The organism is Streptomyces sp. NPDC002994, from assembly GCF_040611155.1.
Lineage (GTDB): Bacteria > Actinomycetota > Actinomycetes > Streptomycetales > Streptomycetaceae > Streptomyces.
Genome location: NZ_JBEXNQ010000001.1, coordinates 258,057 through 280,248, shown reverse-complemented (window position 1 = coordinate 280,248; position 22,192 = coordinate 258,057). Strand labels below are relative to the sequence as shown.

The following is a 22,192-nucleotide window of genomic DNA, read 5'->3' as shown; positions in this document are numbered from 1 at the left end:
CGGCGCGTCACTTCCGGACGAGTGCGGCACGCGCCGCACGGACGAATCGGGTCGTACGGCTGGGAGGGCGCGGGGCCGCGCGGTCCTGCCACCAGTGGGTCAGCTGCTTGCGGGCGGCCTCGTCCCCGGGCCGGCCGGTGGCCAGCAGATGCTCGGCGAAGTCGAGCGCGTCGCGGCGGTAACCCGCGGCCATGGGGCGGGATTTGGCGTACGCGAGGAATGCGGCGCGGTAGGCGGCCCCAAGGATGTCCGGGAGCTCCGGGGCGACCTTGGCCACGACGTCGGCCCGCTTCCCGGCGAGCGCACGGCTCTGGACGCGCAGACGCGCGGAGTCGAAACCGGCGGGGACGGGGGTCCCGGCGACGAGAGCGGAAAGAAGCGAGGCCTGCGCGAGCGCGAGGCGCGTACGGGCCCCGGTGAGCTCCGGATCCCGACGCGGCGGCGCTTCGGTAAGCGAGCCGTTCCCCCACCCCGCCCCTTCCCCAAACTGGGGGCTGCCCCCCAGCCCCCTGCCCCCGCAAGCGTCGCCACGCAGCGGAGTGGCGTTGGCCTCAGCTTGCGCGACGACGCCGGCTCCGCCGCGCAGGGAAGCGGCGGGAGCCTTCGGCCGCGCAGCGGCACGGGCTTCGTCGTGCAGGGGGGCGGCGGGCGCCTTCGGTCCCGCCGTGGGGCGGGCTTGGCTGTGCAGGGATGTGGGGGTGCTGGTCCTCAGCCCTCCACCGCGGCTGGCTGCGTCGTGCAGGGAGGTGGCGGGAGCCTTCGGCCGTGCCGTGGCGTTGGCTGCGTCGCGGGGCGAAGTGGGGGGAGTATCCGGCCCTGTAGCGGCGCCGGCTTCGTCGTGCAGGGGGGCGGCGGGCGCCTTCGGTCCCGCCGTGGGGCGGGCTTGGCTGTGCAGGGATGTGGGGGTGCTGGTCCTCAGCCCTCCACCGCGGCTGGCTGCGTCGTGCAGGGAGGTGGCGGGCGCTTTCGGCCGTGCCGTGGCGTTGGCTGCGTCGCGGGGCGAAGTGGGGGGAGTGTCCGGCCCTGTAGCGGCGCCGGCTCCGCCGCGCAGGGAAGCGGCGGGCGCCTTCGGCCCCGCAGTGGCACGGGCTTCGCCGTGCAGGGGGGCGGCGGGAGCCTTCGGCCCCGCCGTGAGGCGGGCTTCGCCGCGCAGCGGAGTGGTGTTGGCCTCGGGTTGCGCGGTGACGTCGGCTTCGCCGCGCAGGGTAGCGGCGCGCGCCTTCGGCCCCGCCGTGGCGTTGGCTGCGTCGCGGAGCGAAGTGGAGGGAGCTTTCGGCCCCGCGAGGGGGCGTGCTTTGGCGTGTTCGCCGACGGGCGGTGCCGGGGGTGTCAGGGCTTCGCGTATTTGGGTGAGTTCGGCCGCCAAGGCCTCCGTGGAGGGGAAGTTGTCGTCGCGTTCCAGCAGGACGCCCGGAGGGTCCGTGCGGGAGCGGAGGTCCGCCAGGATGTCGAGGATCGGCCGGGTCACCGGGTGGGCGTGCGTGTCGTGCCACACGCCGTCCTTCTCGACGCCGCCCGCCACGTGGACGTACGCGATCGCCTCCACCGGAAGCTCGTCGAGGGCCGCCGAAGGGTCCTCGCCCCGGTTCACGTGGTTGGTGTGGAGGTTGGCCACGTCTATCAGGAGGCGGACGCCGGTGCGGTCCACCAGCTCGGCCAGGAACTGGCCTTCCGTCATGTCCTCGTCCGGCCAGTTGATCAGCGCCGCGATGTTCTCCAGCGCCAGCGGCACCGGCAGGGAGTCCTGCGCGATGCGGACGTTCTCGCAGAGGACGTCGAGCGCGTCCCAGGTGCGGGGGACCGGGAGGAGGTGGCCGGCCTCCAGACGCGGGCTTGCCGTGAGGAGGCCTCCCGCCCGTACGAACGCGATGTGCTCCGTGACGAGTGGGGCGCCCAGCGCCTCGGCCGTCGCCGCCAGGTCCGCCAGGCGGGCCGCGTCCGGGCGGTCCGCGCCGCCCAGGCCCAGCGAGACGCCGTGCGGGATCACCGTCGTACCGCGGGCGCGCAGCCGGAGGATGGAGCCGGGGAGGTGGCCGGGGCAGAGGTTTTCCGCCACCGCCTCCACCCAGTCGATCCCCGGCAGCCCCTCCACCGCGTCGGCAGTCTCCGGCCGCCAGCCGATCCCCGTACCGAGACGTCCAAGACGCTCCATGAGTCCCCCTCCTCTGCTTCGTGCAGGGGTAATGGCCCCGGCGCGCGGCGCCGAATCCAGAGGAGGGGACGTTCAGAGGTTGATTTGAGGTTACGGCGACGGTTCCGGGCGGTTCGTGTTGACCGCCGGGCTGCCGATCTCGCCCTCCGGCTGCGCGGACGGCCGCGAGGTGAAGGTCTGGTCGCCGGTGGGCAGGGCGGGCGGCGGCGACGGGACCGTGAGCGAGTTGTCAGGCGCCGGCGGCCCGCTGGGGCTCGCCGTGGCCGCGCCCGCCGCCTCGTTCGCGATGGCGTCGAAGTCGACCAGCCCGGTGGCCTCCAGCATGGTGATGTGGTCGAGCACGGTCTGGTTCGCGTCGCTCGCCAGCTGCCGGATCAGCGCGTTGCGGGTGGTGTGCCGCACCTGGGCTACGAGGGCGAAGACCTTGCCGTGCGCGTTGCGCAGCAGATTGGCGAACTTGCGGTCGTACTCCGGACCGGTCGCCGCCGACAGCTCCCTGAGCCAGCCCTGCTGCTGCTCGTTGGGCTGATTCGGCAGCGGTACGTTCAGCTGTGCGGCCACCGTACGGGCCCGCTTGTCGAGGTCCGCGTGGCCGACGACCAGGTGGTCGCCGGCCTCCTTGATCGCCTCGCTGGGGGCGCGTTCGATCGCCTGCTGTCCGGCGGGCAGCTCCCACAGGCCCGCCAGCCGCACCTTCACCAGAAAATCCCGGTCGGTGGCGGACAACGGGCCCCACTGGGTCGCGACCGTGGACGCGTTGAGGTTGGCCTGGCCGGTGCCCGAGCGGTCCGCGTAGGACCACACGGGGAAGGCGAGCGCGCCGATGGTGGCGACAAGTGCCGCGATGATGAGCGCTGTTCCGTTGATGCGTCGCAACAAGATGTCTCCCGGGCCGATGCGTTACACCGTCGAACCTACTTGCAAGTATTCATAGGTACGTGCGGTGCGGCCGACGCGTTCAACGGCGTACGGGAGAAATCTCGTTCAGGAGCGCAGCGCCGGATGCTCCGCGACCACCGTGCAGGAGCCGGGGGCGATCTTGCAAGTTCTTCTAGAGCTTCTTCGTCATGAACACACTGTTCGGGTCGGGTCGATAGCCCGCGAACGGTTCGCAGTACTCGAACCCGAACTTTCCATAAAGCTTCCTGGCAGGCAGGAAGAACTCGTCCGAGCCGGTTTCGAGGCTCAGCCGGGTGAAGCCCATGCGCTGGGCCTCGGTGACGATGTGGTTCAGCAGAAGGGACGCGATCCCGCTCCGCTTCCGTGCCGGCGCTGCGCGCATTGACTTCAACTCAGCGTGGCCGGCGTCCAGCCTCTTGATCGCGCCGCAGCCGACCAGGGTGTCACCGTCCATGACCGACCAGAACGTGACCTCAGGGCTGCGAAGGCTGTCGAGATCGAGGGCGTGTTTGCTGTCCGGCGGAGTGATGGACCGCATCTCCTGAACGTGCTCGTCGAGGAACTCGGCGATCTGGCGGCCGGAGAGGTCATCAACCACGATCTTCACTTCTGCTCGCCTTTCTTCGGAACCTTCGACATTCTCGCTGCCACACGACCTTCTTAGGGAATCGGCCGAGGATCAGCCCGACACCGATCCCGCGTTAGCTACCGTGGCGGTCCATGACGGTGCTGATCATCGGCGGCAGCGGTTTCCTGGGCACTGAACTGGTCCGCCAGGCCACCGAGGCGGGCGTTGCGGCAGCCGCGACGTTTGCTTCGGGGCCTGGCAGCGCCTCGGGTGTCGCCTGGCATCCACTCGATGTCCAGGACCCCGCGGGTGTTGCCAGAGTGTTCGATGAAGTAGCCCCCTCGGTCGTGGTCAACGCATCCAGTGGAGAGTCCGACTGGGCGGTCACCGCCGACGGTGCGATTCGGGTGGCGCTGGCCGCCGTCGAACGGGGCTGCCGCCTCGTGCATGTTTCCAGCGACGCCGTGTTCTCCGGGGCGCACGTCCGCTACGACGAGAGCTGGTTGCCCGATCCGATCACCCCGTACGGCGCTGCGAAAGCCGCTGCCGAGACGGCGGTGCGGCTCCTGGTGCCGGACGCCGTGGTCGCCCGCACCTCGCTGATCGTCGGACACGGCCGATCCGTGCACGAGCGCATGGTGCACGCCCTGGTGGCCGGCACCCGTGACGGGGTCTTGTTCACCGACGACATCCGCTGCCCGGTCCATCTCGAAGACCTGGCCGCAGCCCTGTGGGAAATCGCCCTGTCCGACGCATCCGGGGTGTTCCACCTCGCCGGGCCGGACGCCCTGACCCGTTACGACCTTGGTGTGCTCATCGCCGAGCGTGATGGCCTGGAAGGCTCCCGGCTGCCTGCTGGGCGACGAGCCGACATCGCCCTGCCTGGAGCCCTCGACGTACGCCTCGACGGCCGCGCAACTCAGGAGCGGCTGCGGACCCGCCTCCGCGGAGCATACGAGTTCCTTCGCGCAGACGGCCCTTCGCAGCGGGCAGTCGGAGATGCCGGCGCAGAGTAGCCCGCCTACGGTCGCCCTGGGCCCGGGAGAGGACGCGAGCGCAGTGCCGGATGGTCCGCGACCACTGTGCAGGAGCCGGGGGCGATCTCGGTGAAGCCCGCGTCCCGCACTATCGGCAGCCCGCTCGCGGCGAGTTCGCGCCACCGCCCGGCCTCGGGCGTACGTACCGAAAGCGGGAAGCCGGCGGCCTGCCACGCTTTTTGCTGTACCTCCGACAGCTCCCACCAGGCCAGTTGGGCCCCGTGACCGGCCTGCGCCATCGCCTTGCCCGCCGACATGCCGACGTCCGGACTCAGCCACAGCACCGCGCCCTCGGGAACGGCCGGGGCCGGTGGCTGCGGATCGTCCAGGTCCGTACCCGAGACCTGGAGCTTCGCCAGCTCCTTGGGCCAGCCGTCCAGGGGTACGGGCGGGAAGACGCGCACCTCGGCGGCATCACCGGTGACGGTGATGCCCGGCAGCGCCGACGCCTTGCGCCACTCCGCGCCGCGCGCCCGCCGCACCACCTTGCGGATCCGCGCGTCCTGCCAGAGCCGCATCGTCTCGGCCCACTCGCCGTCGCCCAGCGACCGCTCGTCGCTGAGCATCACCAGCACCGCGCGGGCCGCCGTCTCCAGGGCGTCCGTACGGGCCGGCGGCTCGTCCTTCTCGATGTGGACGACGAGGGGCAGCACGAACTGCGGGGCTTCGTCGCGCGCCGTCTGCTCGTGCCGGAAGGGGCTGTCGGAGGGGCCGCTCGGGGTGCCGGGGATGTCGTCGGTGCTCACGCGGGCCAGTCTGCCAGCCGAGGTTCTTCGGTATCTCAGCCCCTGGCATCTTGGCGGAGCGTATGCCTCCGGGTGAGGATGATCCGCATGAAGAGCGATCTTTTTGCCACAGAGAACATGGCGCAGCAGGCCACTGTCCCGGGGATGACCCTCCAGAACGCCAAGTCGGTGAAGTACGCCGTCAATGGCGAGATGCACGCGCGGCAGGGCTCGATGATCGCCTTCCGCGGCAACCTCCAGTTCGAACGCAAGGGCCAGGGCATCGGCGGCATGCTCAAGCGCGCCGTGACCGGCGAGGGCCTGGCGCTGATGGCCGTGCGCGGTCAGGGCGAGGCGTGGTTCGCGCACGAGGCGCAGAACTGCTTCATCGTCGACATAGACCAGGGCGACGCGCTCACCGTCAACGGCCGCAACGTGCTGTGCTTCGACGCGACCCTCTCGTACGAGATCAAGACGGTGAAGGGCGCCGGCATGACCGGCGGCGGCCTCTTCAACAGCCTCTTCACCGGCTACGGCAAGCTTGCCGTGATCTGTGAGGGCAGCCCGATCGTGATCCCCGTGACGCAGCAGCAGCCGGTGTACGTCGACACCGACGCGGTGGTGGGCTGGAGCGCCCAGCTCAACACCTCACTGCACCGCTCGCAGTCGGTCGGCTCCATGATCCGCGGCGGTTCGGGCGAGGCGGTCCAGCTGATGCTGCAGGGAGACGGCTTCGTCATCGTCCGGCCGAGCGAGCTCAAGCCCGAGAAGGCGGCGAGCAGCTGACCTGGAGGGACGAGGCGCGACTGCTCGGGCCCGGGCGGGCCTGAGTAGGGTCGTACGCATGGATGAGAAGAGCCCGCCGTACGCCGAATGCGTGCTGTGCCGGAAGCCGACCGAGTACCCGGAGTCGGTCAAGGGCGTCGTGTACTGCCCCGTCTGCGAGTGGCAGGAGGCGCAGCGCACGGCTTGCTCCGGCTGAAACCCGGTGGACAGGCTCCCGCGCGCCGGACGATCATCCGCAGCGTGAGCGAACTGAACTTCGTGGAGCTGGACGGCGCGGTCATGACCGCCCTGCTGGACCGGGACCTGGCCCGCGCCAGTGCCCGGGCCGGGGTCCCCCTGACCGACTTCTTCCTGACCGACAGTGCCCTGTGGCTGTGGCGCTACCGCCTCGGGCAGATGGCCGACGACCCCGCGCGGGCGAACTGGTGCGGCCGGCTCGCGGTGTGCGGTCCCGGCGGCGCCGGCGCCGACGGCGCTGTCGGCGCTGTCGTCGTCGGGCATGGCGGGTTCCACGGGCCGCCCGACGACCGGGGCATGGTCGAGGTCGGTTACGCCGTCGACCCCGCCTTCCGCCGCCGGGGATACGCCAGGGCCACCCTCACCGAGCTCCTGCGCCGGGCCGCCGCCGCGCCGGGCGTGACCACGGTGCGGGCGTCGATCCGGCCCGACAACGTGGCCTCCCTGGCCACCGTCGCCGGCTTCGGCTTCACGGAGGCCGGCGAACTGTGGGACGAGGAGGACGGGATGGAGACGCTGTACGAAGTACCGGCCGCCCGCTTCCTCAGCGCTTCATGAGGTCGGAGACCTTCACGAAGCGGTAGCCGCGCTCGCGCAGCTCCGGCACGATCCGCCGGATCGCCTGCTCGGTCACGGGCGCCGCGCTGCGCGTGCAGTGCATGACGACCAGGGAACCCGGGCGCACTTGGGCCAGCACCTGCTCGGCCACGGCGTTGCCGTCGTTCGCGAAGGCGTCGCCGCTGACCACGTCCCACTGGACCGCCGTCACCTTCGCCGGGGCCAGTGCGCGCAGGGCCTCGTCGTCGTAACAGCCGCCGGGAAAGCGGAAGTACGGGACGACGTTCCGTGCCCCCGCCTTGCGGAAGGCGGCGAAGGCGCGCTCCACGTCGGCGCGCATCTGCTGCGCGGAGACGGTCGGCAGGCCGTAGCAGGGGGACTTGAAGGCGTGGTGGCTGTACGAGTGGTTGGCGATCTCGAAGAGCGGGTCCCGCCCGATCGAGCGGGCCTGGTCCGGGTACTCCTCGGCCCAACGACCCGTCATGAAGACCGTCGCCGGGACCTTCAGGCTGCGCAGGGACGCGATCAGGGCGGGGTTGTCGAAGTGCTCGCCGCGTGCCGCGCGTGCGCCCTGGTCCGCCGTCATGTCGGCGTCGAAGGTCAGCGCGACGGTCTTGGTACGGGTGTCGGGGGCGCGTTCGAAGACGGGGGTGAGGCCGCCGGGGCCCGCCGCTAGGGTCGGCGGCGCGGTCTGCTCGGGCCGCGCTGTCCGGGGCGGCGACGGGGCGGGAGCCGGACGCCCGGAGACGGAAGCGGAGACGGCTGGCGGGGTGGGCGGCGAGGTGGGCGGCGAGGTGGCGAGTGAGCCCTGGGACTCACCGCCGCCGCTGCCCGTGCCGCATCCCGCGAGAGCCGCGCCAAGAACCGCCGCCGTCGCAAATCTTCGTACAAGAGTGGTCACTGACGGAAACTATCTGATCATTCGCGCAACTTCCGTCTGCTACGCGGGCAGCACTGCCGAACGGGTGTCGCAAACTCAGGAGTCACCGCCCCGTAGTCGCCTGCGGCACTCCTCCACGTCGAAGTCCGCCCGCGGGTACTGCGGATCCAGCGCTTCCAGGTGTTCGAGCAGCAGTGTGCTGATGGCCCAGTTCCGGTACCACTTCCGGTCCGCCGGGACCACGAACCAGGGCGCGGTCCGCGTCGAGCAGCGCTCCAGCGCCAGCTCGTACGCCTCCTGGTAGGCGGGCCACAGCGCGCGCTCGTCGATGTCGCCCGGGTTGAACTTCCAGTGCTTGTCCGGGTTGTCGAGCCGGTTGAGGAGGCGGCGGCGCTGCTCTTCGTAGCTGATGTGCAGGAAGACCTTGACGACGGTGACGCCGTCGTCGGCGAGGGACTTCTCGAAGCGGTTGATCCGGCCGTAGCGGCGGCCGATCTCCTCGCGCGGCACCAGCTCCCGCACCCGGGCGATCAGCACGTCCTCGTACTGCGACCGGTCGAAGATGCCGATCTCGCCCGGCTGCGGCAGCGCCTTCTTGATCCGCCAGAGGAAGGAGTGCTTCCGTTCTTCGGCCGTCGGCGCCTTGAAGGCCTTGATCCGGCAGCCGGACGGATTGAAGAGGCCGATCACATGCTTGACGGTGCCGCCCTTGCCGCTGGTGTCCATGCCCTGGAGTACGAGCAGCAGGCGCCGCCGGTCGCCCGCCGTACTCGCCGCGTACAGGCGCTCCTGGAGACCGGCGAGACGTTCACCCATGAGGGCGGTCGCCGCCAGCCCGGCGGCCTTCAGCGGCGGCGGGCCCTCGGGGAAGCCCGGGACGCCCTCGGCGTCGTACGAGGAAAGGAGGACGCGTTCGCCCTCGGGGACGCGCAGCAGCTCACGCAGGCTCGCGGGCTTCAGCTGCTCCTTCGCGGGCTTCTTCGTGGCCACTGCGCACCCCTCGCCGGTCCGTCAGTTCCCCATCGACTCAGTCGTGGAACGGGCCCGTTACGGCGAATGTCGTACCGGGCTTGTAGCAGTTGACGTACATCGTCCCGAAGTCGGGCGAGAAGGTGACACCGGCGAACTCGCCCCACTCCGGTTCCTCGGGCGTCCCGATGTTCTGCCGGTTGCGCGCCATCTCGTACACCTCACCGCGCCTGGTCAGCCCGTACACGTGCTGCGTGCCGTTGCCGTCCTCGCACACCATCAGGCCGCCGCTGGGCGCCAGGCAGATGTTGTCCGGGGACTCGCCGGGGAGCTGGATGTCCGAGCTCGGGCCGAAGACCACGACCAGCGTGAGGCGCCGCCTGTCCGGCTCGTACTTCCACACCTGCCCGTAGTGGTCGGCCGCCGAGCCGTCGGCGCTGCGCGCGAAGCTGGAGACGAAGTAGACCTCCCTTTCGCCCCAGTAGCAGCCCTCCAGCTTCTGGGCGTGCGTGATGCCCTTGCTGCCGAAGTCCTGGAGCCGGATCGGCGTCTCCTTCGCCAGCGGGTCCGGTACGGGCACCCACTCGACGCCGCGGAAGCTGGCGCCGGTCTCCTGGACCGCCGACAGGTCCGGCAGGCCCGGAACGCGCATCGCCTCCAGGGCGCCGCCCGCGCGCAGCGATCCGTGGCCCCCCAGCGGTCTGTCGGGCAGGAAGCGGTAGAAGAGGCCGAACGGCCGCTGGAACGCGTCCTCCGTCTCGTAGACGATGCCGCTCCTGGGGTCGACGGCGATCGCCTCGTGCTGGAAGCGGCCCATCGCGGTGAGCGGGACGGCGCCGGTGCGGCGGCCGTCGACCGGGTCGACCTCGAAGATGAAGCCGTGGTCCTTGGTGTAGCCGTTGGTGCCGGCTTTGTCCTCGTTCTCCTCGCAGGTGAGCCAGGTGTTCCAGGGGGTGGGGCCGCCGGCGCAGTTGACGGCCGTACCGGCTATGGCGACGCGCTCGCCGAGGACGTTGTTGCGGCCGTCCACGGTGATGGCCGTACAGCCGCCCTTGGCGGCCGGGTCGTACGTCAGGCCCTTGACCGTCGGGACGCCGAGCTCGGCGTTGTGACGGTTCTCGTGGTTACGGACGAGGTGGACGCGGCCGTGGTGGCCTCTGAAGGCGGCCATCCCGTCGTGGTTGCCGGGGACCTTGCCCTCGCGCGAGCTCAGCGGCCTGCCCTCGCGGGAGAGGACCTTGTAGCGGAAACCTTCCGGCAGGTCCAGGAGGCCGGCCGGGTCGGGCACGAGCGGTCCGTAGTCGCTGCGGCCCAGTCCCTGGGCGGCGGCGGTGCCGGCGAAGATCTCGGACAGCGATCCGGCGAACGCGATACCGGCGCCGACGGCGCCCGCGCGGGCCAGTACTTCGCGCCGTGATGCGTACGAGGGGCCTGTTTCAGTCATGAGGTAACTCCCTGCTGGCGGACAGGAACGTGTGACCCGCACGTGTGTAGCACGCAAGCGATCTCACGTGAACCATGCGGGCCACAACACCTCAACAGCGTCGCCTACCGACGCGTCTGCCCCGGATCAGACGAGTGACGCGCTCAGCGTGATGGTCGTACCCGCGAGTGCCTGGCTGACCGGGCAGTTCGCCTTGCCTTCCTCGGCCGCCTTGGCGAAGGCGGCCTCGTCCATGCCCGGGACCTCGCCCTGCACGGTGAGGTGGACGCGGGTGATGCCCTCGCCCGGCACGAAGGTGACCTCGGCCTTGGTGTTGAGGCGGGTCGGCGGGGTGCCCGCCTTCGCGAGCACGTTGGAGAACGCCATGTTGTAGCAGCTGGACTGGGCGGCGGCGATCAGCTCCTCGGGGCTGGTCATGCCGTTCGGCTCCTCGGTCCGGGCGGGCCAGGAGACGGGGTGCTCGCCGATGCCGGACGAGTCGAGGGTCACGGTGCCCTTGCCCTTGAACAGGTCGCCTTCCCAGACGCTGTGTGCCTGACGCGTTGCAGCCATATCGATAAGCCCTTCTCGCGGATGGTGATCCAGATCCAGGCCCAACTTACTGGGCGACCAGGCCCTTCGCGTCCCGCGCCAGCGCGGTCAGCCGGGAGATCGCCCGGAAGTACTTCTTCCGGTAGCCGCCGTTCAGCATCTCTTCACTGAACAGCCGGTCGAACGGCAGCCCGGAGGCCAGCACCGGGACCTCGCGGTCGTACAGCCGGTCGGCGAGTACGACGAGCCGCAGCGCCGTCGACTGGTCGGGCACCGGGGCCACGTCGGTGAGACACACGGCCCGTACGTCGTCCGTTAGCGCTCCGTAGCGGCTCGGGTGGACCTTGGCGAGGTGGTCGAGCAGGCCGGGGAAGTCGTCCAGGCTGGCGCCCTCGGTCGCGTACGCCGCCTTGGTGACCTGCTCGTCGGAGTACGGGGGAGGGGCCTCGGGCAGCCCGCGGTGGCGGTAGTCCTCGCCGTCGATGCGCAGCGGCCGGAAGTGCGCCGACAGGCCCTGTATCTCGCGCAGGAAGTCGACGGCGGCGAAGCGGCCCTCGCCGAGCTTGCCGGGCAGGGTGTTGGAGGTGGCGGCCAGGGCGACGCCCGCTTCGACGAGCCTGCGCAGCAGCGACGACACCAGCACCGTGTCGCCGGGGTCGTCGAGCTCGAATTCGTCGATGCAGAGCAGGCGGTGCTCGCTCAGCGTCCGCACGGTCTGCTGGAAGCCGAGGGCGCCGACGAGGTTCGTCAGCTCCACGAAGGTGCCGAAGGCCTTGAGCTCGCGGGGCGCGGGGGTGGCGTGCCAGAGGGAGGCGAGGAGGTGCGTCTTGCCGACGCCGTACCCGCCGTCGAGGTAGACGCCACGCGGCGCGGCGGGCGCGGCGGGCTTCTTCCCGAACTCGAACCAGCGCCGTTTGCCCCCGCCGATCGCCGTGGCGCCGCCGAGACCGGCCGCGAAGGTGCTCAGGACCTGGACCGCCTGGGTCTGGCTGGGCTGGTTCGGGTCCGGTACGTACGTATCGAAGCGCACCGAGTCGAAGCGCGGCGGCGGCACCATCTCGGCGACCAGGCGGTCGGCGGGGACGTGCGGCTCGCGTGCGCACAGGGACAAGGGGGCCGCTTCGGCTATGGGGGCGGACCCATGAGCGGCGGGGGAGGACGACACGGGGCTCAAGTCTAGGCTCCGTGCCAGACTGCTGGACATGCGACGCCTGTTCCCTGTGACCGATGAAACACTCTCCGCCGCCGAGGGCGAGTGGGGGCTCGACGAGCTGGCCGATGCCTACGCGTATCCGAAGGAGCGCGGGCCGGCGGGGGCCTGGCTGCGGGCCAACATGGTCTCCTCGCTCGACGGGGCCGCCCAGCACGAAGGCCGCTCGCAGCCGATCTCCTCCGACACCGACATGCGGATCTTCGGCACGCTGCGCGCGCTCGCCGACGTGGTGATCGTCGGTGCGGAAACGGTACGCCTGGAGGGTTACCGTCCGGCCCGCGCCCGCGAGGCCTTCGCGGAGCGCAGAGCGGCGGCGGGGCAGGGCCCGGCGCCCGCCATCGCGGTGGTGAGCGCCAGCCTGAACCTGGACTTCTCCCTTCCGCTCTTTACGTCCCCCCTGGTCCCGACCCTCGTACTGACCGGCGCCACGGCTCCCCTCGACGGGATCCGCGCCGCCAGGGAGGCCGGGGCCGAGGTCCTGATCGTCGGGGACGGCGCCGTGGTGGAGCCGCCGCGCGCGGTGGAGGCGCTGGCGGAGCGCGGGCTCACCCGGTTGCTGACCGAGGGCGGGCCGCGGCTGCTGGCGCAGTTCATCGCGGCCGGGGTGCTGGACGAGCTGTGCCTCACGGTGTCGCCCATGCTCACGGCGGGCCGCGCCCAGCGGATCGCCGACGGGCCGGGCGTGGCGGTTCCGGAACGGTTCGCACTGGCGTCCGTACTGGAGGAGGCCGGGTTCCTTTTCACCCAGTACCGTCGGATCTGACTCTTGGCGGAATTCACCGTTCCGCTTTGCTTTCGCTGGGCACACTTATCTCACGCAGACCTCGTGCGGGCACGGGGAAGGATGGTTTCCGCAGGGGGCCGGCGGCGCCACCCAGAAGCGCCGGCCCAAGAAGAAGAGAAGGGCGCCCGTCGTGTTCACGAGCGTATTGATGATCGAGAAGCCCCTGTCGTCCGTCGACGTGGAGTTCGTCAGCACCCTTCACGGCGACGAAGGTGTCTCCTTCATCGTCCTGATGCAGCCCCGCGGCGACCAGGCGGACGTCCTCCTGCGCGCCATCGACGACGTAGCGCTGGGCCGGGTCGACGAAGCCGTCCGGGAGCCCGAGACGCCCCGGGGCGAGAAGGCGAAGCCCCTCGCGCAGCGCGGCCTGGAGGCGACCCTGGAGGCGCTGCGGGCGCGTGGCAACGAGGCCGTGGGCCAGGTCGTCGAGGAGCACCCGCTGGACCTGCTCAAGGCGGTCGTCGCCGAGACGGGCGCCGACGAGGTGATCGTTCTGACCGCGCCGCACTACGTCGAGGAGTTCTTCCACCGGGACTGGGCCTCGCGCGCCCGTCACAAGGTCGGCGTACCGGTGCTCAAGCTCTTCTCCCACAACGAATAGGCTGGGGCACCGCTCACACTGGGGCACCCGCTGGGGAACCGCTCCACTGGGCCACCGCTCACACGTCACACCTTGGGAGACACACGTATGGCACCCGGCCTTCCCACCGCCATGGACCGACCGCACTTCATCGGCATCGGCGGCGCCGGAATGTCGGGGATCGCGAAGATCCTCGCCCAGCGCGGCGCACGGGTCGCGGGCAGCGACTCGCGCGAGTCCGCCACCGCCGAGTCCCTGCGCGCGCTGGGCGCCACGGTCCACATCGGCCACGCCGCCGAGCACCTGGCGGACGACTCGACCTGCGTCGTCGTCTCCAGCGCGATCCGCCCGGACAACCCGGAGCTGGTCCGCGCCGCCGAGCTCGGCATCCCCGTCGTGCACCGCTCCGACGCGCTGGCCTCGCTGATGGACGGCCTGCGGGCCATCGCCGTCGCGGGCACGCACGGCAAGACGACGACGACCTCGATGCTGGCCGTCGCGCTGACCGAGCTGGGCCTGGACCCGTCGTACGCCATCGGCGGCGACCTGGAGGGCCCCGGCACGAACGCCCGGCACGGCGCCGGCGACATCTTCGTCGCCGAGGCGGACGAGAGCGACCGCAGCTTCCAGAAGTACGACCCCGAGGTCGCGATCGTCCTCAACGTCGAGCTGGACCACCACGCGAACTACGCCTCGATGGACGAGATCTACGACTCCTTCGAGACCTTCGTCGGCAAGGTCGTACCCGGCGGCACGCTCGTCATCTCCGCGGACCAGCCCGGCGCCGTAGAACTGACGTCCCGCCTCCGCGACCTGTCCACCCTGAAGATCGTCACGTACGGCGACTCCCCGTCGGCCGACGTACGCGTCCACAAGGTCACCCCGCGCGGTCTGACCAGCGAGGTCACGGTCGTCCTCGGCGGCCGCTACCTCACCTTCACGGTCTCCGTCCCCGGCAGCCACTACGCCCACAACGCGGTGGCCGCCCTGGCGGCGGGCGTGGCCCTCGGCATCCCGGCGCACAACCTCGCGTCGGCCCTCGGCAAGTACACCGGCGTCAAGCGCCGCCTCCAGCTCAAGGGCGAGGTGAACGGCGTCCAGGTCATCGACTCGTACGCCCACCACCCCACCGAGATGACCGCCGACCTGGAAGCGATGCGAGGCGCGGCGGCCGACGCCCGCCTCCTGGTCGTCTTCCAGCCCCACCTCTTCTCCCGTACCCAGGAGCTGGCCACCGAGATGGGCCAGGCCCTGGCGCTCGCGGACGCCTCGGTGGTCCTCGACATCTACCCGGCCCGCGAGGACCCGATCCCCGGCGTCACCAGCTCGCTGATCATCGACGCGGCCCGCCGGGCCGGCGCCGACGTGACCGCGGTCGCCGACAAGGCGAAGGTCCCGGACGTGATCGCGGGAATGGCGAAGCAGGGCGATCTTGTTCTCACGATGGGCGCGGGCGACGTGACGGACCTGGGTCCCGCCATCCTGGACAAGCTCAGCCTCGCCCGCCTGTCGAACTGAGGGAGCCACCATGTCGTACGACGTCGAGAAGCCCGACGAGCAGTGGCGCGCGGAACTGACCCCCGCCGAGTACGCCGTCCTGCGCCAGGCCGGCACGGAGCCCGCCTTCGTCGGGGAGTACACGGACACCAAGACGACCGGCGTCTACTCCTGCCGGGCGTGCGGCGCCGAGCTGTTCCGCTCCGACACGAAGTTCGAGTCGCACTGCGGCTGGCCGTCGTTCTACGACCCGAAGGACACGGACGCGGTCGAACTGATCGCGGACACGTCCCACGGCATGACCCGCACCGAGGTCCGCTGCGCGAGGTGCGGCTCGCACCTCGGCCACGTCTTCGAGGGCGAGGGCTACCCGACCCCGACCGACCAGCGCTACTGCATCAACTCGATCTCTCTGCGGCTGACCCCCGACGAGGCCTGAGCTCCTGAGCCCGGAAAAAGAGGACGTCATTGACCCCGCGGCCGCGGTACCTCAGTAATCCAGGGGAGCCTGTCTACGACGTGATGGAACGCAGACACGTCGACGTCGCGCAGGCGCACGACGAGACCGACCTTCCCGATCTGTTCACCGCCATCTACCGCACCAACCGCTGGGGTTCCGGCGAGACGCGGTCGGGGCCGGGGTCCGAGGTCCAGCGGATGAAGCGCGTCATCATCCAATTGGGCGACCTGATCAGGGAGTTGGGGATCCGGTCGGTACTCGACGCGCCGTGCGGGGACTTCAACTGGATGCAGTACGTCGACCTGGGCGGCGCCGGCTACACGGGCGGCGACATCGTCGAGGAACTGATCGCGGACAACGCGGTGCGCCACGAGGCGCCCGGGCGGACGTTCCAGTTGCTCGACTTCACCGCCGAGCGGGTGCCCCGGGTCGATCTCATCCTGTGCCGGGACGCGCTGGTGCACTTCTCGTACCAGCATGTGATCGAGGCACTGACCCGGTTCAGGGAGAGCGGGTCGCGGTTCCTGCTGACCACGACCTTCACACAGACGCGCACCAACACCGACATACTCACCGGCTGGTGGCGGCCCATCAATCTGCGGCTCGCCCCGTTCGGGCTGCCGGAGCCGCTGCGCGTGCTGAGCGACGAGGATTCCGACGACTTCTACGACGACAAGACGCTGGCGTTGTGGGACCTGCGGCAGATCCCGTCGGAGTTCGCGTACGAGCCCGCCGGAGCGGTCCGGTCAGGAGCCTGAGGGGTCTTCGCTCGCCCGTAACCGGGCGACCACGAGCAGCGCGTCCGCTGCCGCGCGCGTGCGCGGATGGCGCTCCCCGAAGACCTCCTGACACGTTTCGTGCACAGCCCCGAACTCCTCCTCCGCTGCCCCGAGCCGGCCTTGGTCCTTGAGGAGGTCGGCGAGGTTGTGGCGGACGGCGAGGGTTCCGGGGTGGCGGGCGCCGAGGGTGTCGGTGCAGTCGGTGAGGACGGCGCGGTATTCGTCTTCCGCTTGTCCGGTGCGGCCGCGCAGGTGCAGGACGTGGGCGGCTCCGTGGCGTACGGACAGCGTGAGCAGGTGATGCTCGCCGAGGACAGTACGGCGGGCCTCGTACACCTCCCGGAACTCCCCCTCGGCCTGGAGCAGTTAGCCTTGGTCCTTCAGGAGGTCGGCGAGGTTGTGGCGGACGGCGAGGGTGCCGGGGTGGCGGGCGCCGAGGGTGTCGGTGCAGTCGGTGAGGACGGCGCGGTATTCGTCTTCCGCTTGTCCGGTGCGGCCGCGCAGGTGCAGGACGTGGGCGGCTCCGTGGCGTACGGACAGCGTGAGCAGATGATGCTCGCCGAGGAGGGTCCGGCGGGCGGCGTACACCTCCCGGAACTCCGCCTCCGCGTCCTCCAGCTGTCCGCGCTCCTTGAGCAGGTCGGCGAGGTTGTGGCGGACGACCAGCGTGTGCGGGTGCATGTCGCCCAGCAGCCTGCGGCGGACCTCGAACACCTCGCGGAACTCCTGCTCCGCGTCGCCGGGCCAGCCACGGTCACGTAACACCGTCGCCAGTCCGTACCGCGCTGCCACCGTGTCCGGGTGGTCCTCGCCGTGCAGCTCGCGGAGCACCCCCAGAACCGCCCGGAACTCCCCTTCCGCCTCTGTCAGCAGGCCCCGGTCGCGCAGCACGTCCGCGAGGTCGTGGCGGACCCCCAGCGTGCTGGGATGCCCGGCGCCCAGCACGTCCAGGCACAGCTCCAGGGTCTCCCTCAGCTCCTGCTCGGCGTGCCCGAACATGCCGCGCTCGTGCAGCACCTTGGCCACGTCGTGGCGGGTCGTCAGCGTGTCGGGGTGACGCTCACCGAGGGCCTCGCGGTAGGCGGCGAGCACCAGCCGGTACTCCTCCTCGGCCTGTGCCAGCAGCCCGCGCTGCTGCGACATGCGCGCCACCCCCTTGCGGGCCGCGAGGGTCTGCGGGTCGCCTTCGCCCAGCAGGGTGCGGCGCGTGGCGTACACCGTCCGGTACTCGGTCTCCGCCTCGGCGGTACGGCCCCGGTCGTCCAGCAGCACGGCGAGCGCGTGCCGGGCGTCGGCGGTCTCGCCGGCTCCGTCGCCGTAGAGGGCGCGGGTGTCGTCGAGGATCGTACGCAGAAGAGCCTCGGCGGGCGCGAGACGCCCCCGGAGCTGGAGCAGGTGGGCCGCGGCGGAGCGTACGTCCAGGGCGTCCGGGTCGAGGGCGTCGCAAGCGGCGGCGACGCGCTCGCAGGCGTCGAGCACCGCCTCGGCGCGGTCGAGCCAGCCCACCTTGATCAAGTGGCGCGCCCCGGCCGCCGCGGCGCGCAGCGCCGTCGACACGAGCCCGGCGTCGGCCGCGTACGGATCGCCGATCAGGGCCAGCGGGGCGTCGCAGTGCGGCAGCAGCAGCCGCCAGCGCGGCCAGTCACGGGGGTCGTCCACGTTCAGTTCGGCGGCGGCCGCCGCGACCAGATCGGCGACGGCCAGCGCGTACTCCTCCTGGTGCTCGGCCAGATCCTGCTGGCGGCGGCCCGCGTCGCGTACGAGCGGGTGCAGGAGCAGGCTGCGGGCGGCCTCGCCGTCGGCGGCGGTGCGCGGGGTGTGCAGTCCGATCAGGCCGAAGTCGGCGAGGGAGGTGAGCGCGGTGAACAGCTGGTGGGGCGTGACACCGGGGAGGAGGCCGCAGGCCGCCAGACGGTCCGGGTTGAGCAGGCCGACGAGGGGTACGGGCGCCTCGCCCAGGCAGCACAGCAGCCGCATCAGCGGGCGGGCCTGCGTGATGCCACGGCGCTCCAGCAGGTCGAGGGAGAGCTCCCAGGTGCGGCTCACCGGCACGGCCCCGGCGGGCGGAGCGTGGCCGCCGGGAGGTTCCTCGTCGAGGAGCTCGGTGAAACGCTCGTCGAGTGCCGACCGGTACTCGGCGTACGTACGGATCGCGCTCGTCCCCGGCCACGCGGGGAAGGCGGAGGCGGCGGCGAGGTGCGCGCCCGCGATGCGCAGCGCCAGCGGCAGGCCGCCGAGTCTGCGGGCCAGCAGCAGCGCGTCCGCGCGCGGACCCGCCCGGTCGCCGGCGAGGTCCCGCAGGACGTGGGTGGCGTCGGTCTCGTCCAGGGCGTCCACCGGGTGCAGCGTCGCCCAGGGGCCCCAGGTCGCCGGGCTGCTGTCGCGACTGGTGAGCAGGACCAGGCCGGGCAGCTCGGCGGCCGGACGGATCCAGCCGGTGCCCTCGGCCAGGCGGCCGTGCGGGGCGAGGTATTCGGGCTCGTCCGCGTTGTCGACGACCAGCAGCCAGGGGTACGTCGTGTCGCACAGCCGCCGCCACAACAGGTCGGTGGCGCTGGACCGGCCCGACCAGGCGCGGTCGATGAGGTCCGCGGGCGTACCGAGGGCGGCGACCACCTCGCGCATGCCGGCGCTCAGCGAGGCCTGGTCCGCCGCGGTCACCCACCACGTGTCGACGCCGAGCGCTCCTGAGTACGCGGCGATTTCCAGCGCCACGGTGGTTTTTCCGCTGCCACCCATGCCGTGCAGCACCTGGACGCCCGAAGTGGGCTTGCCGACCAGCTGCTTGAGCGTGTCGAGCAGCCGCTCACGGCCGCGCACCCGCCGGTCGAGCCGTCCGAGGGGCGGTGCGATGGTGAGGGCGCCGGGCGGCGAAGTGTCGGAGGGCGAGCGTGGCGCACCGGACGGTGACCCGAGCTCGAAATGGGCGCCGGGCCCGGTGGCGTGGACGGTCTGGTGTACGACGGTCAGCCCCGCCCGCACCGGTAACGCCCCCGAGAACTCCTCCACGAAGGCACCGAGCCGGGCGGTCAGCGCGGGATCTTCGGTGAGGAGCGCGCGCAGGTGGGCATGCCACTGCTCCTGCTGCTCACGTACGACAACTGCCTGCCGCTCGGCGGGCGTAGCCTCGATCAGCTGACGCGTACGCTCCAGCTCCTCCTCGACCTCGGCGCTCCGCCGCCCGAAGACCCGCCCGAGCTGACGGCGCGCGGATGCCCACGCGTCCGTGGTCATCAGCGCCACCATGGTCCCCGCGGCGGCGGCGGTGGTCTGCGCCAAGAGCTCTGCCCCGAACATGAAAAAGACCCCCTCCGGCACACAACTCAACAGCTCTGCCCGAGTGTTCAGGGTCTCACGTCGTTCCACGGTCGGCAGGTGCCCGTTCGCCGGACACCGAAGGACCAGCAGGCTCAGGCCCCTCCAGCCAGTCCGAGAATCGACCGGTTGAGCTGGACTTCCCGCAGGAACCGGTCGCGGTCCACCGCGCTGCCGATCAGCTCCGCCTTGCGGATCACCTCAGTGCGGGCCCGTCGGGCGAGGGCATCCGCTTCCTCCGGACTCCCGGCCGCCCGGACGGCGAGCGCCGCGTGATGCAGCACCTCCTCGGTGCGCAGCGCCGGCATGTCACCGACCCGGTCCAGGATGGCCACGGCCTCGCGTGCGAACCGGGCCGCGGTGGCGGCATCCGCCAGCCGCAGGTGGATCCGGCCGCGCAGGGTCAGCGCCGCGACTTGGCTTCGTACCATCCCCGTCCGAGGGGTCTCCAGTACGGTCTCCTCGGCCAGCCGGTCCGCCAGGGCCAGTTCCGCGCGGTCAGCGCCGGCCAGGTTCAGCAGGACTTCGGCGTAGAGGTTTCTGACGATGGGAGCCAGGTCCAGCAGCCAGGTCTGTTCGGTCTCGCGCCAGGCCGCCTCGGCCATGGCCCTGCAGCGGACACGCTCGCCGGGGTCGTGGCTGAGCAGCAGGGCGAGCAAGGCCATGTTGTTGGCGTGCCAGCCACTCGCTCCGCCGCGCGCCTCCTCGAACGCCATGGCTTCCCTCAGGGCGTCGCAGGCCTCGCCCCAGGACCCCATGGCCCGGTGCAGCTGCCCCAGGTAGTTGAGCACGATGGGTAGTTCGGCGTGCACGGGCTCAGTGCGCAGCCGCTGTACGCAGCCGGTCAACCGGTCCCTGGCCCGGTCGAGGTACCCCGCGTCGAAGAGGCTGACGCCGTGCTGCATCTCGGCGAGGTTGCGGACGTGGTCCACCACCGGGTCCCCGCTGTCGCGCAGGCCCGCACGCTCGTACAACTCCTCCGCCTGGCGCAGCACCCGCAACCCCGCGGCGAGGTCGCGCTTGGGCAGCTGGCTCCCGTACTCGGCCAGGGCCACGAACAAGGCGGCCGGGTCGTCGCAGTCCCGGGCCAGCCCGACAGCCTCCTCAAGCTTGTCGAGAGCGGGCTGAAGGCCTCGGGTGCGCAGCAGGCATTTGCCGTGCAGCAACGCGGTCCGGGCGATCAACGGACGGTCGCCGCTGCGTCGGCCGGCCTCCTCGGCCTCGCGGGCCCGTTCCTCGAGATCCTGGCCCTCGGCCGTACCCGGGCGGCCCTGCCAGCGGACCTCGGTGAGAGAGAGCAGGAGCTCGATCGCCCGCGCCAGCCGGCCATCCCGGTCGGCGGCCGTGGCGGGCAGTCTGCGGGCGCTTTCCACCGCCTGCCGGCACAGAGCCTCGGCCTCGGAGAACGAGAGCCCGTCGACGGCCAGCGCCCGCGCGAGTGCGAACTGCTCCCGCGCGGCGTCGTCCCACCGCTGCGCCAGGGCGTAGTGGCGCGCGATGTCCAGTCGTACGGGCAGGGGCAGGGCGCCGTTTTCCGGTGCCCCGCCTTCCAGTGTCCCGCTCAGTGCGGCGGCGATCCGGCCGTGCCGCTCACGGGACTGGGCGTGGCTCTGCTCACCGCGTACGGCCATGTGCAGCAGGGCGTTCTCGAAGCGGTAGTGGTCGGACAAGCCGTCCTGGGCCCAGTCGGGTGCCGGTACGGGGAGTATCAGCCCGTGCCGTCGGCTCAGCTCGTGCAGGCGCCGGACCACCTCGTTCGCCGGCTGCTCGGCCACTTGTGCCACCACGGCAGTCTCGAACGTCTCCCCCTGGGTCGCACCGATCACCAGCAGTTCCATCGTCGCGGGGTCGAGCCCGGCCAGCCGGCCGCGGATCAGCGGCCCGACCGACTCGGGCAGCGGACCCCGCAGCACACCGTCCGTGTCGACCAGCCGCAGGCACTGCGTGACGAAGACCGGGTGGCCCTTCGTCAGTTCACTCAGCCGGGCCGGGAGGGAGGCGGCAACCGGTCCCGCGAGATGCAGCCTGACCAGGTCGGCGACCGCGTGCTCGGGCAAGCCCCCGAGCCGGCGCCTGGTGAGCCACCCCTGGATCTCCCAGCGAGCGAGCGCGTCCGCGACGATTCCGGGCTCGGACCCCGGATCGCTCCGGTGTCCGAGGACCAGCCCCAGCCCCCGCCCTCCTCCACGCTCAAGCAACTCCACCAGGTGCTCCAGGACCAGCAGGCTGCTGGGGTCCAGCCACTGGGCGTCGTCAATGACGACCGCCGTCGGGCCGCCACGCGCCCCCGCATCGGCCAGAGCCGTCGCGACGGTCCGGGCCACGCTCTGCCGGTAGGGCAGCAGACTGTCGCTCTGCGCGGATCCGGAGTCCAGGGCTGTCTGAGTGATCTGCGCGGCGGCCTTGAGCAGTGGTCCCAACGCGGGTACCAGGGACACAAGCTCCGGGGCGGCCTGGACGGTGGACCGGCCGAAGCGGCGTAACAGGGACCGGCGCGGTGGCTGAAGCTCCGTCAGAACATCGATCACGGGGCCGTACGCGTTGTCCGCGCCGATCTGGTCAAGACACTTCACCTGGACGATCCGGCAACCCGGCGCGTCCGGCCGCCCTTGGCTCCGCCGGACGGCCTCCCTGAGCAGGGCGGACTTGCCGATGCCCTGCTCACCCTGGACAAGGAACACTCCACCGTTGCCCTGAACCACCTCCCGCAGGAATCTCTCCAGCGCCTCGGTGTGCTCAACCCGGTCGACAAACACGGTCCCCACCGCTTATCCCCC

General features: G+C 71.3%; 21 protein-coding genes. 9 read left to right on the top strand and 12 right to left on the bottom strand.

Annotation, left to right across the window (positions count from 1 at the left end):
- Positions 1-7: 7 nt before the first annotated feature.
- The 3 genes from ABZX79_RS01275 to ABZX79_RS01265 all read right to left on the bottom strand — a co-directional run bounded on the left by ABZX79_RS01275 (position 8) and on the right by ABZX79_RS01265 (position 3,659).
- Positions 8-2,152, bottom strand: coding sequence for a DUF692 family multinuclear iron-containing protein (locus tag ABZX79_RS01275; RefSeq protein ID WP_355249788.1), 2,145 nt, complete (start codon positions 2,150-2,152; stop codon positions 8-10).
- 90 nt (positions 2,153-2,242) lie between these two features.
- Entirely contained in the window at positions 2,243-3,028 is a 786-nt protein-coding gene (locus tag ABZX79_RS01270) for a DUF4142 domain-containing protein (RefSeq protein ID WP_355250063.1), read from the bottom strand.
- 175 nt (positions 3,029-3,203) lie between these two features.
- Positions 3,204-3,659, bottom strand: a complete 456-nt coding sequence (locus ABZX79_RS01265; protein ID WP_355249786.1) for a GNAT family N-acetyltransferase — start codon at positions 3,657-3,659, stop codon at positions 3,204-3,206.
- Between the two features lie 113 nt (positions 3,660-3,772).
- On the opposite strand from ABZX79_RS01265, the gene ABZX79_RS01260 reads away from it, so the two are divergent.
- On the top strand, positions 3,773-4,636 hold the full coding sequence (locus ABZX79_RS01260; RefSeq protein ID WP_355249784.1) for a sugar nucleotide-binding protein: 864 nt from the start codon (positions 3,773-3,775) through the stop codon (positions 4,634-4,636).
- Positions 4,637-4,641: 5 nt separating this feature from the next.
- Here ABZX79_RS01260 and ABZX79_RS01255 read toward each other — a convergent pair whose 3' ends face one another.
- Positions 4,642-5,403, bottom strand: a complete 762-nt coding sequence (locus tag ABZX79_RS01255; protein WP_355249782.1) for an aminoacyl-tRNA hydrolase — start codon at positions 5,401-5,403, stop codon at positions 4,642-4,644.
- 87 nt (positions 5,404-5,490) lie between these two features.
- On the opposite strand from ABZX79_RS01255, the gene ABZX79_RS01250 reads away from it, so the two are divergent.
- From ABZX79_RS01250 to ABZX79_RS01240, 3 genes are read left to right on the top strand one after another with little or no spacing between them, the layout of a single operon-like run.
- Positions 5,491-6,168 carry an AIM24 family protein gene (locus tag ABZX79_RS01250; protein WP_355249780.1) on the top strand — a complete coding sequence of 226 codons (678 nt, stop codon included), beginning with the start codon at positions 5,491-5,493 and terminating at the stop codon, positions 6,166-6,168.
- A gap of 58 nt (positions 6,169-6,226) precedes the next feature.
- A complete protein-coding gene (locus ABZX79_RS01245) occupies positions 6,227-6,364 on the top strand; it encodes a hypothetical protein (protein WP_355249778.1) in 138 nt (45 codons plus the stop codon).
- A gap of 44 nt (positions 6,365-6,408) precedes the next feature.
- Positions 6,409-6,963: a GNAT family protein gene (locus tag ABZX79_RS01240; protein WP_355249776.1), complete on the top strand. Its 555-nt coding sequence runs from the start codon at positions 6,409-6,411 to the stop codon at positions 6,961-6,963.
- On the opposite strand, the gene ABZX79_RS01235 is transcribed toward ABZX79_RS01240, so the two are convergent.
- The 5 genes from ABZX79_RS01235 to zapE all read right to left on the bottom strand — a co-directional run bounded on the left by ABZX79_RS01235 (position 6,950) and on the right by zapE (position 11,952).
- Positions 6,950-7,864, bottom strand: coding sequence for a polysaccharide deacetylase family protein (locus ABZX79_RS01235; RefSeq protein WP_355249774.1), 915 nt, complete (start codon positions 7,862-7,864; stop codon positions 6,950-6,952). The genes ABZX79_RS01240 and ABZX79_RS01235 overlap by 14 nt on opposite strands.
- A gap of 75 nt (positions 7,865-7,939) precedes the next feature.
- Complete coding sequence (locus ABZX79_RS01230) at positions 7,940-8,833, bottom strand: PPK2 family polyphosphate kinase (RefSeq protein ID WP_355249772.1); 894 nt, start codon at positions 8,831-8,833, stop codon at positions 7,940-7,942.
- 37 nt (positions 8,834-8,870) lie between these two features.
- Positions 8,871-10,256, bottom strand: coding sequence for an alkaline phosphatase PhoX (locus ABZX79_RS01225; protein WP_355249770.1), 1,386 nt, complete (start codon positions 10,254-10,256; stop codon positions 8,871-8,873).
- A gap of 126 nt (positions 10,257-10,382) precedes the next feature.
- On the bottom strand, positions 10,383-10,808 hold the full coding sequence (locus tag ABZX79_RS01220) for an OsmC family peroxiredoxin (protein ID WP_355249768.1): 426 nt from the start codon (positions 10,806-10,808) through the stop codon (positions 10,383-10,385).
- 46 nt (positions 10,809-10,854) lie between these two features.
- Positions 10,855-11,952, bottom strand: a complete 1,098-nt coding sequence (gene zapE, locus ABZX79_RS01215) for a cell division protein ZapE (RefSeq protein WP_355249766.1) — start codon at positions 11,950-11,952, stop codon at positions 10,855-10,857.
- Between the two features lie 37 nt (positions 11,953-11,989).
- Between zapE and ABZX79_RS01210 the strand changes: the two genes are divergently transcribed.
- The 5 genes from ABZX79_RS01210 to ABZX79_RS01190 all read left to right on the top strand — a co-directional run bounded on the left by ABZX79_RS01210 (position 11,990) and on the right by ABZX79_RS01190 (position 16,079).
- A complete protein-coding gene (locus ABZX79_RS01210) occupies positions 11,990-12,763 on the top strand; it encodes a pyrimidine reductase family protein (RefSeq protein WP_355249764.1) in 774 nt (257 codons plus the stop codon).
- A 151-nt stretch (positions 12,764-12,914) separates the two neighbouring features.
- The gene (locus ABZX79_RS01205; RefSeq protein WP_214980171.1) at positions 12,915-13,385 is read left to right on the top strand and encodes an indole-3-glycerol phosphate synthase; all 471 of its coding nucleotides are present in this window, start codon (positions 12,915-12,917) and stop codon (positions 13,383-13,385) included.
- Between the two features lie 87 nt (positions 13,386-13,472).
- Positions 13,473-14,882 (top strand): UDP-N-acetylmuramate--L-alanine ligase, encoded by a 1,410-nt coding sequence (gene murC, locus ABZX79_RS01200; RefSeq protein ID WP_355249762.1) that lies wholly within the window; start codon positions 13,473-13,475, stop codon positions 14,880-14,882.
- Between the two features lie 10 nt (positions 14,883-14,892).
- A complete protein-coding gene (gene msrB / locus ABZX79_RS01195) occupies positions 14,893-15,300 on the top strand; it encodes a peptide-methionine (R)-S-oxide reductase MsrB (protein ID WP_355249760.1) in 408 nt (135 codons plus the stop codon).
- Between the two features lie 83 nt (positions 15,301-15,383).
- Positions 15,384-16,079 (top strand): class I SAM-dependent methyltransferase, encoded by a 696-nt coding sequence (locus tag ABZX79_RS01190; RefSeq protein ID WP_355249758.1) that lies wholly within the window; start codon positions 15,384-15,386, stop codon positions 16,077-16,079.
- Here the strand turns inward: ABZX79_RS01190 and ABZX79_RS01185 are convergent.
- The 3 genes from ABZX79_RS01185 to ABZX79_RS01175 form a co-directional block, all read right to left on the bottom strand.
- Positions 16,068-16,436: a tetratricopeptide repeat protein gene (locus ABZX79_RS01185; protein WP_355249756.1), complete on the bottom strand. Its 369-nt coding sequence runs from the start codon at positions 16,434-16,436 to the stop codon at positions 16,068-16,070. The two genes, ABZX79_RS01190 and ABZX79_RS01185, sit on opposite strands and share 12 nt — an antisense overlap.
- Before the next feature lie 30 nt (positions 16,437-16,466).
- Positions 16,467-19,397 (bottom strand): FxSxx-COOH system tetratricopeptide repeat protein, encoded by a 2,931-nt coding sequence (gene fxsT / locus ABZX79_RS01180; RefSeq protein ID WP_355249754.1) that lies wholly within the window; start codon positions 19,395-19,397, stop codon positions 16,467-16,469.
- A 113-nt stretch (positions 19,398-19,510) separates the two neighbouring features.
- Positions 19,511-22,180 (bottom strand): AAA family ATPase, encoded by a 2,670-nt coding sequence (locus tag ABZX79_RS01175; protein ID WP_355249752.1) that lies wholly within the window; start codon positions 22,178-22,180, stop codon positions 19,511-19,513.
- Between the last annotated feature and the right edge of the window lie 12 nt (positions 22,181-22,192).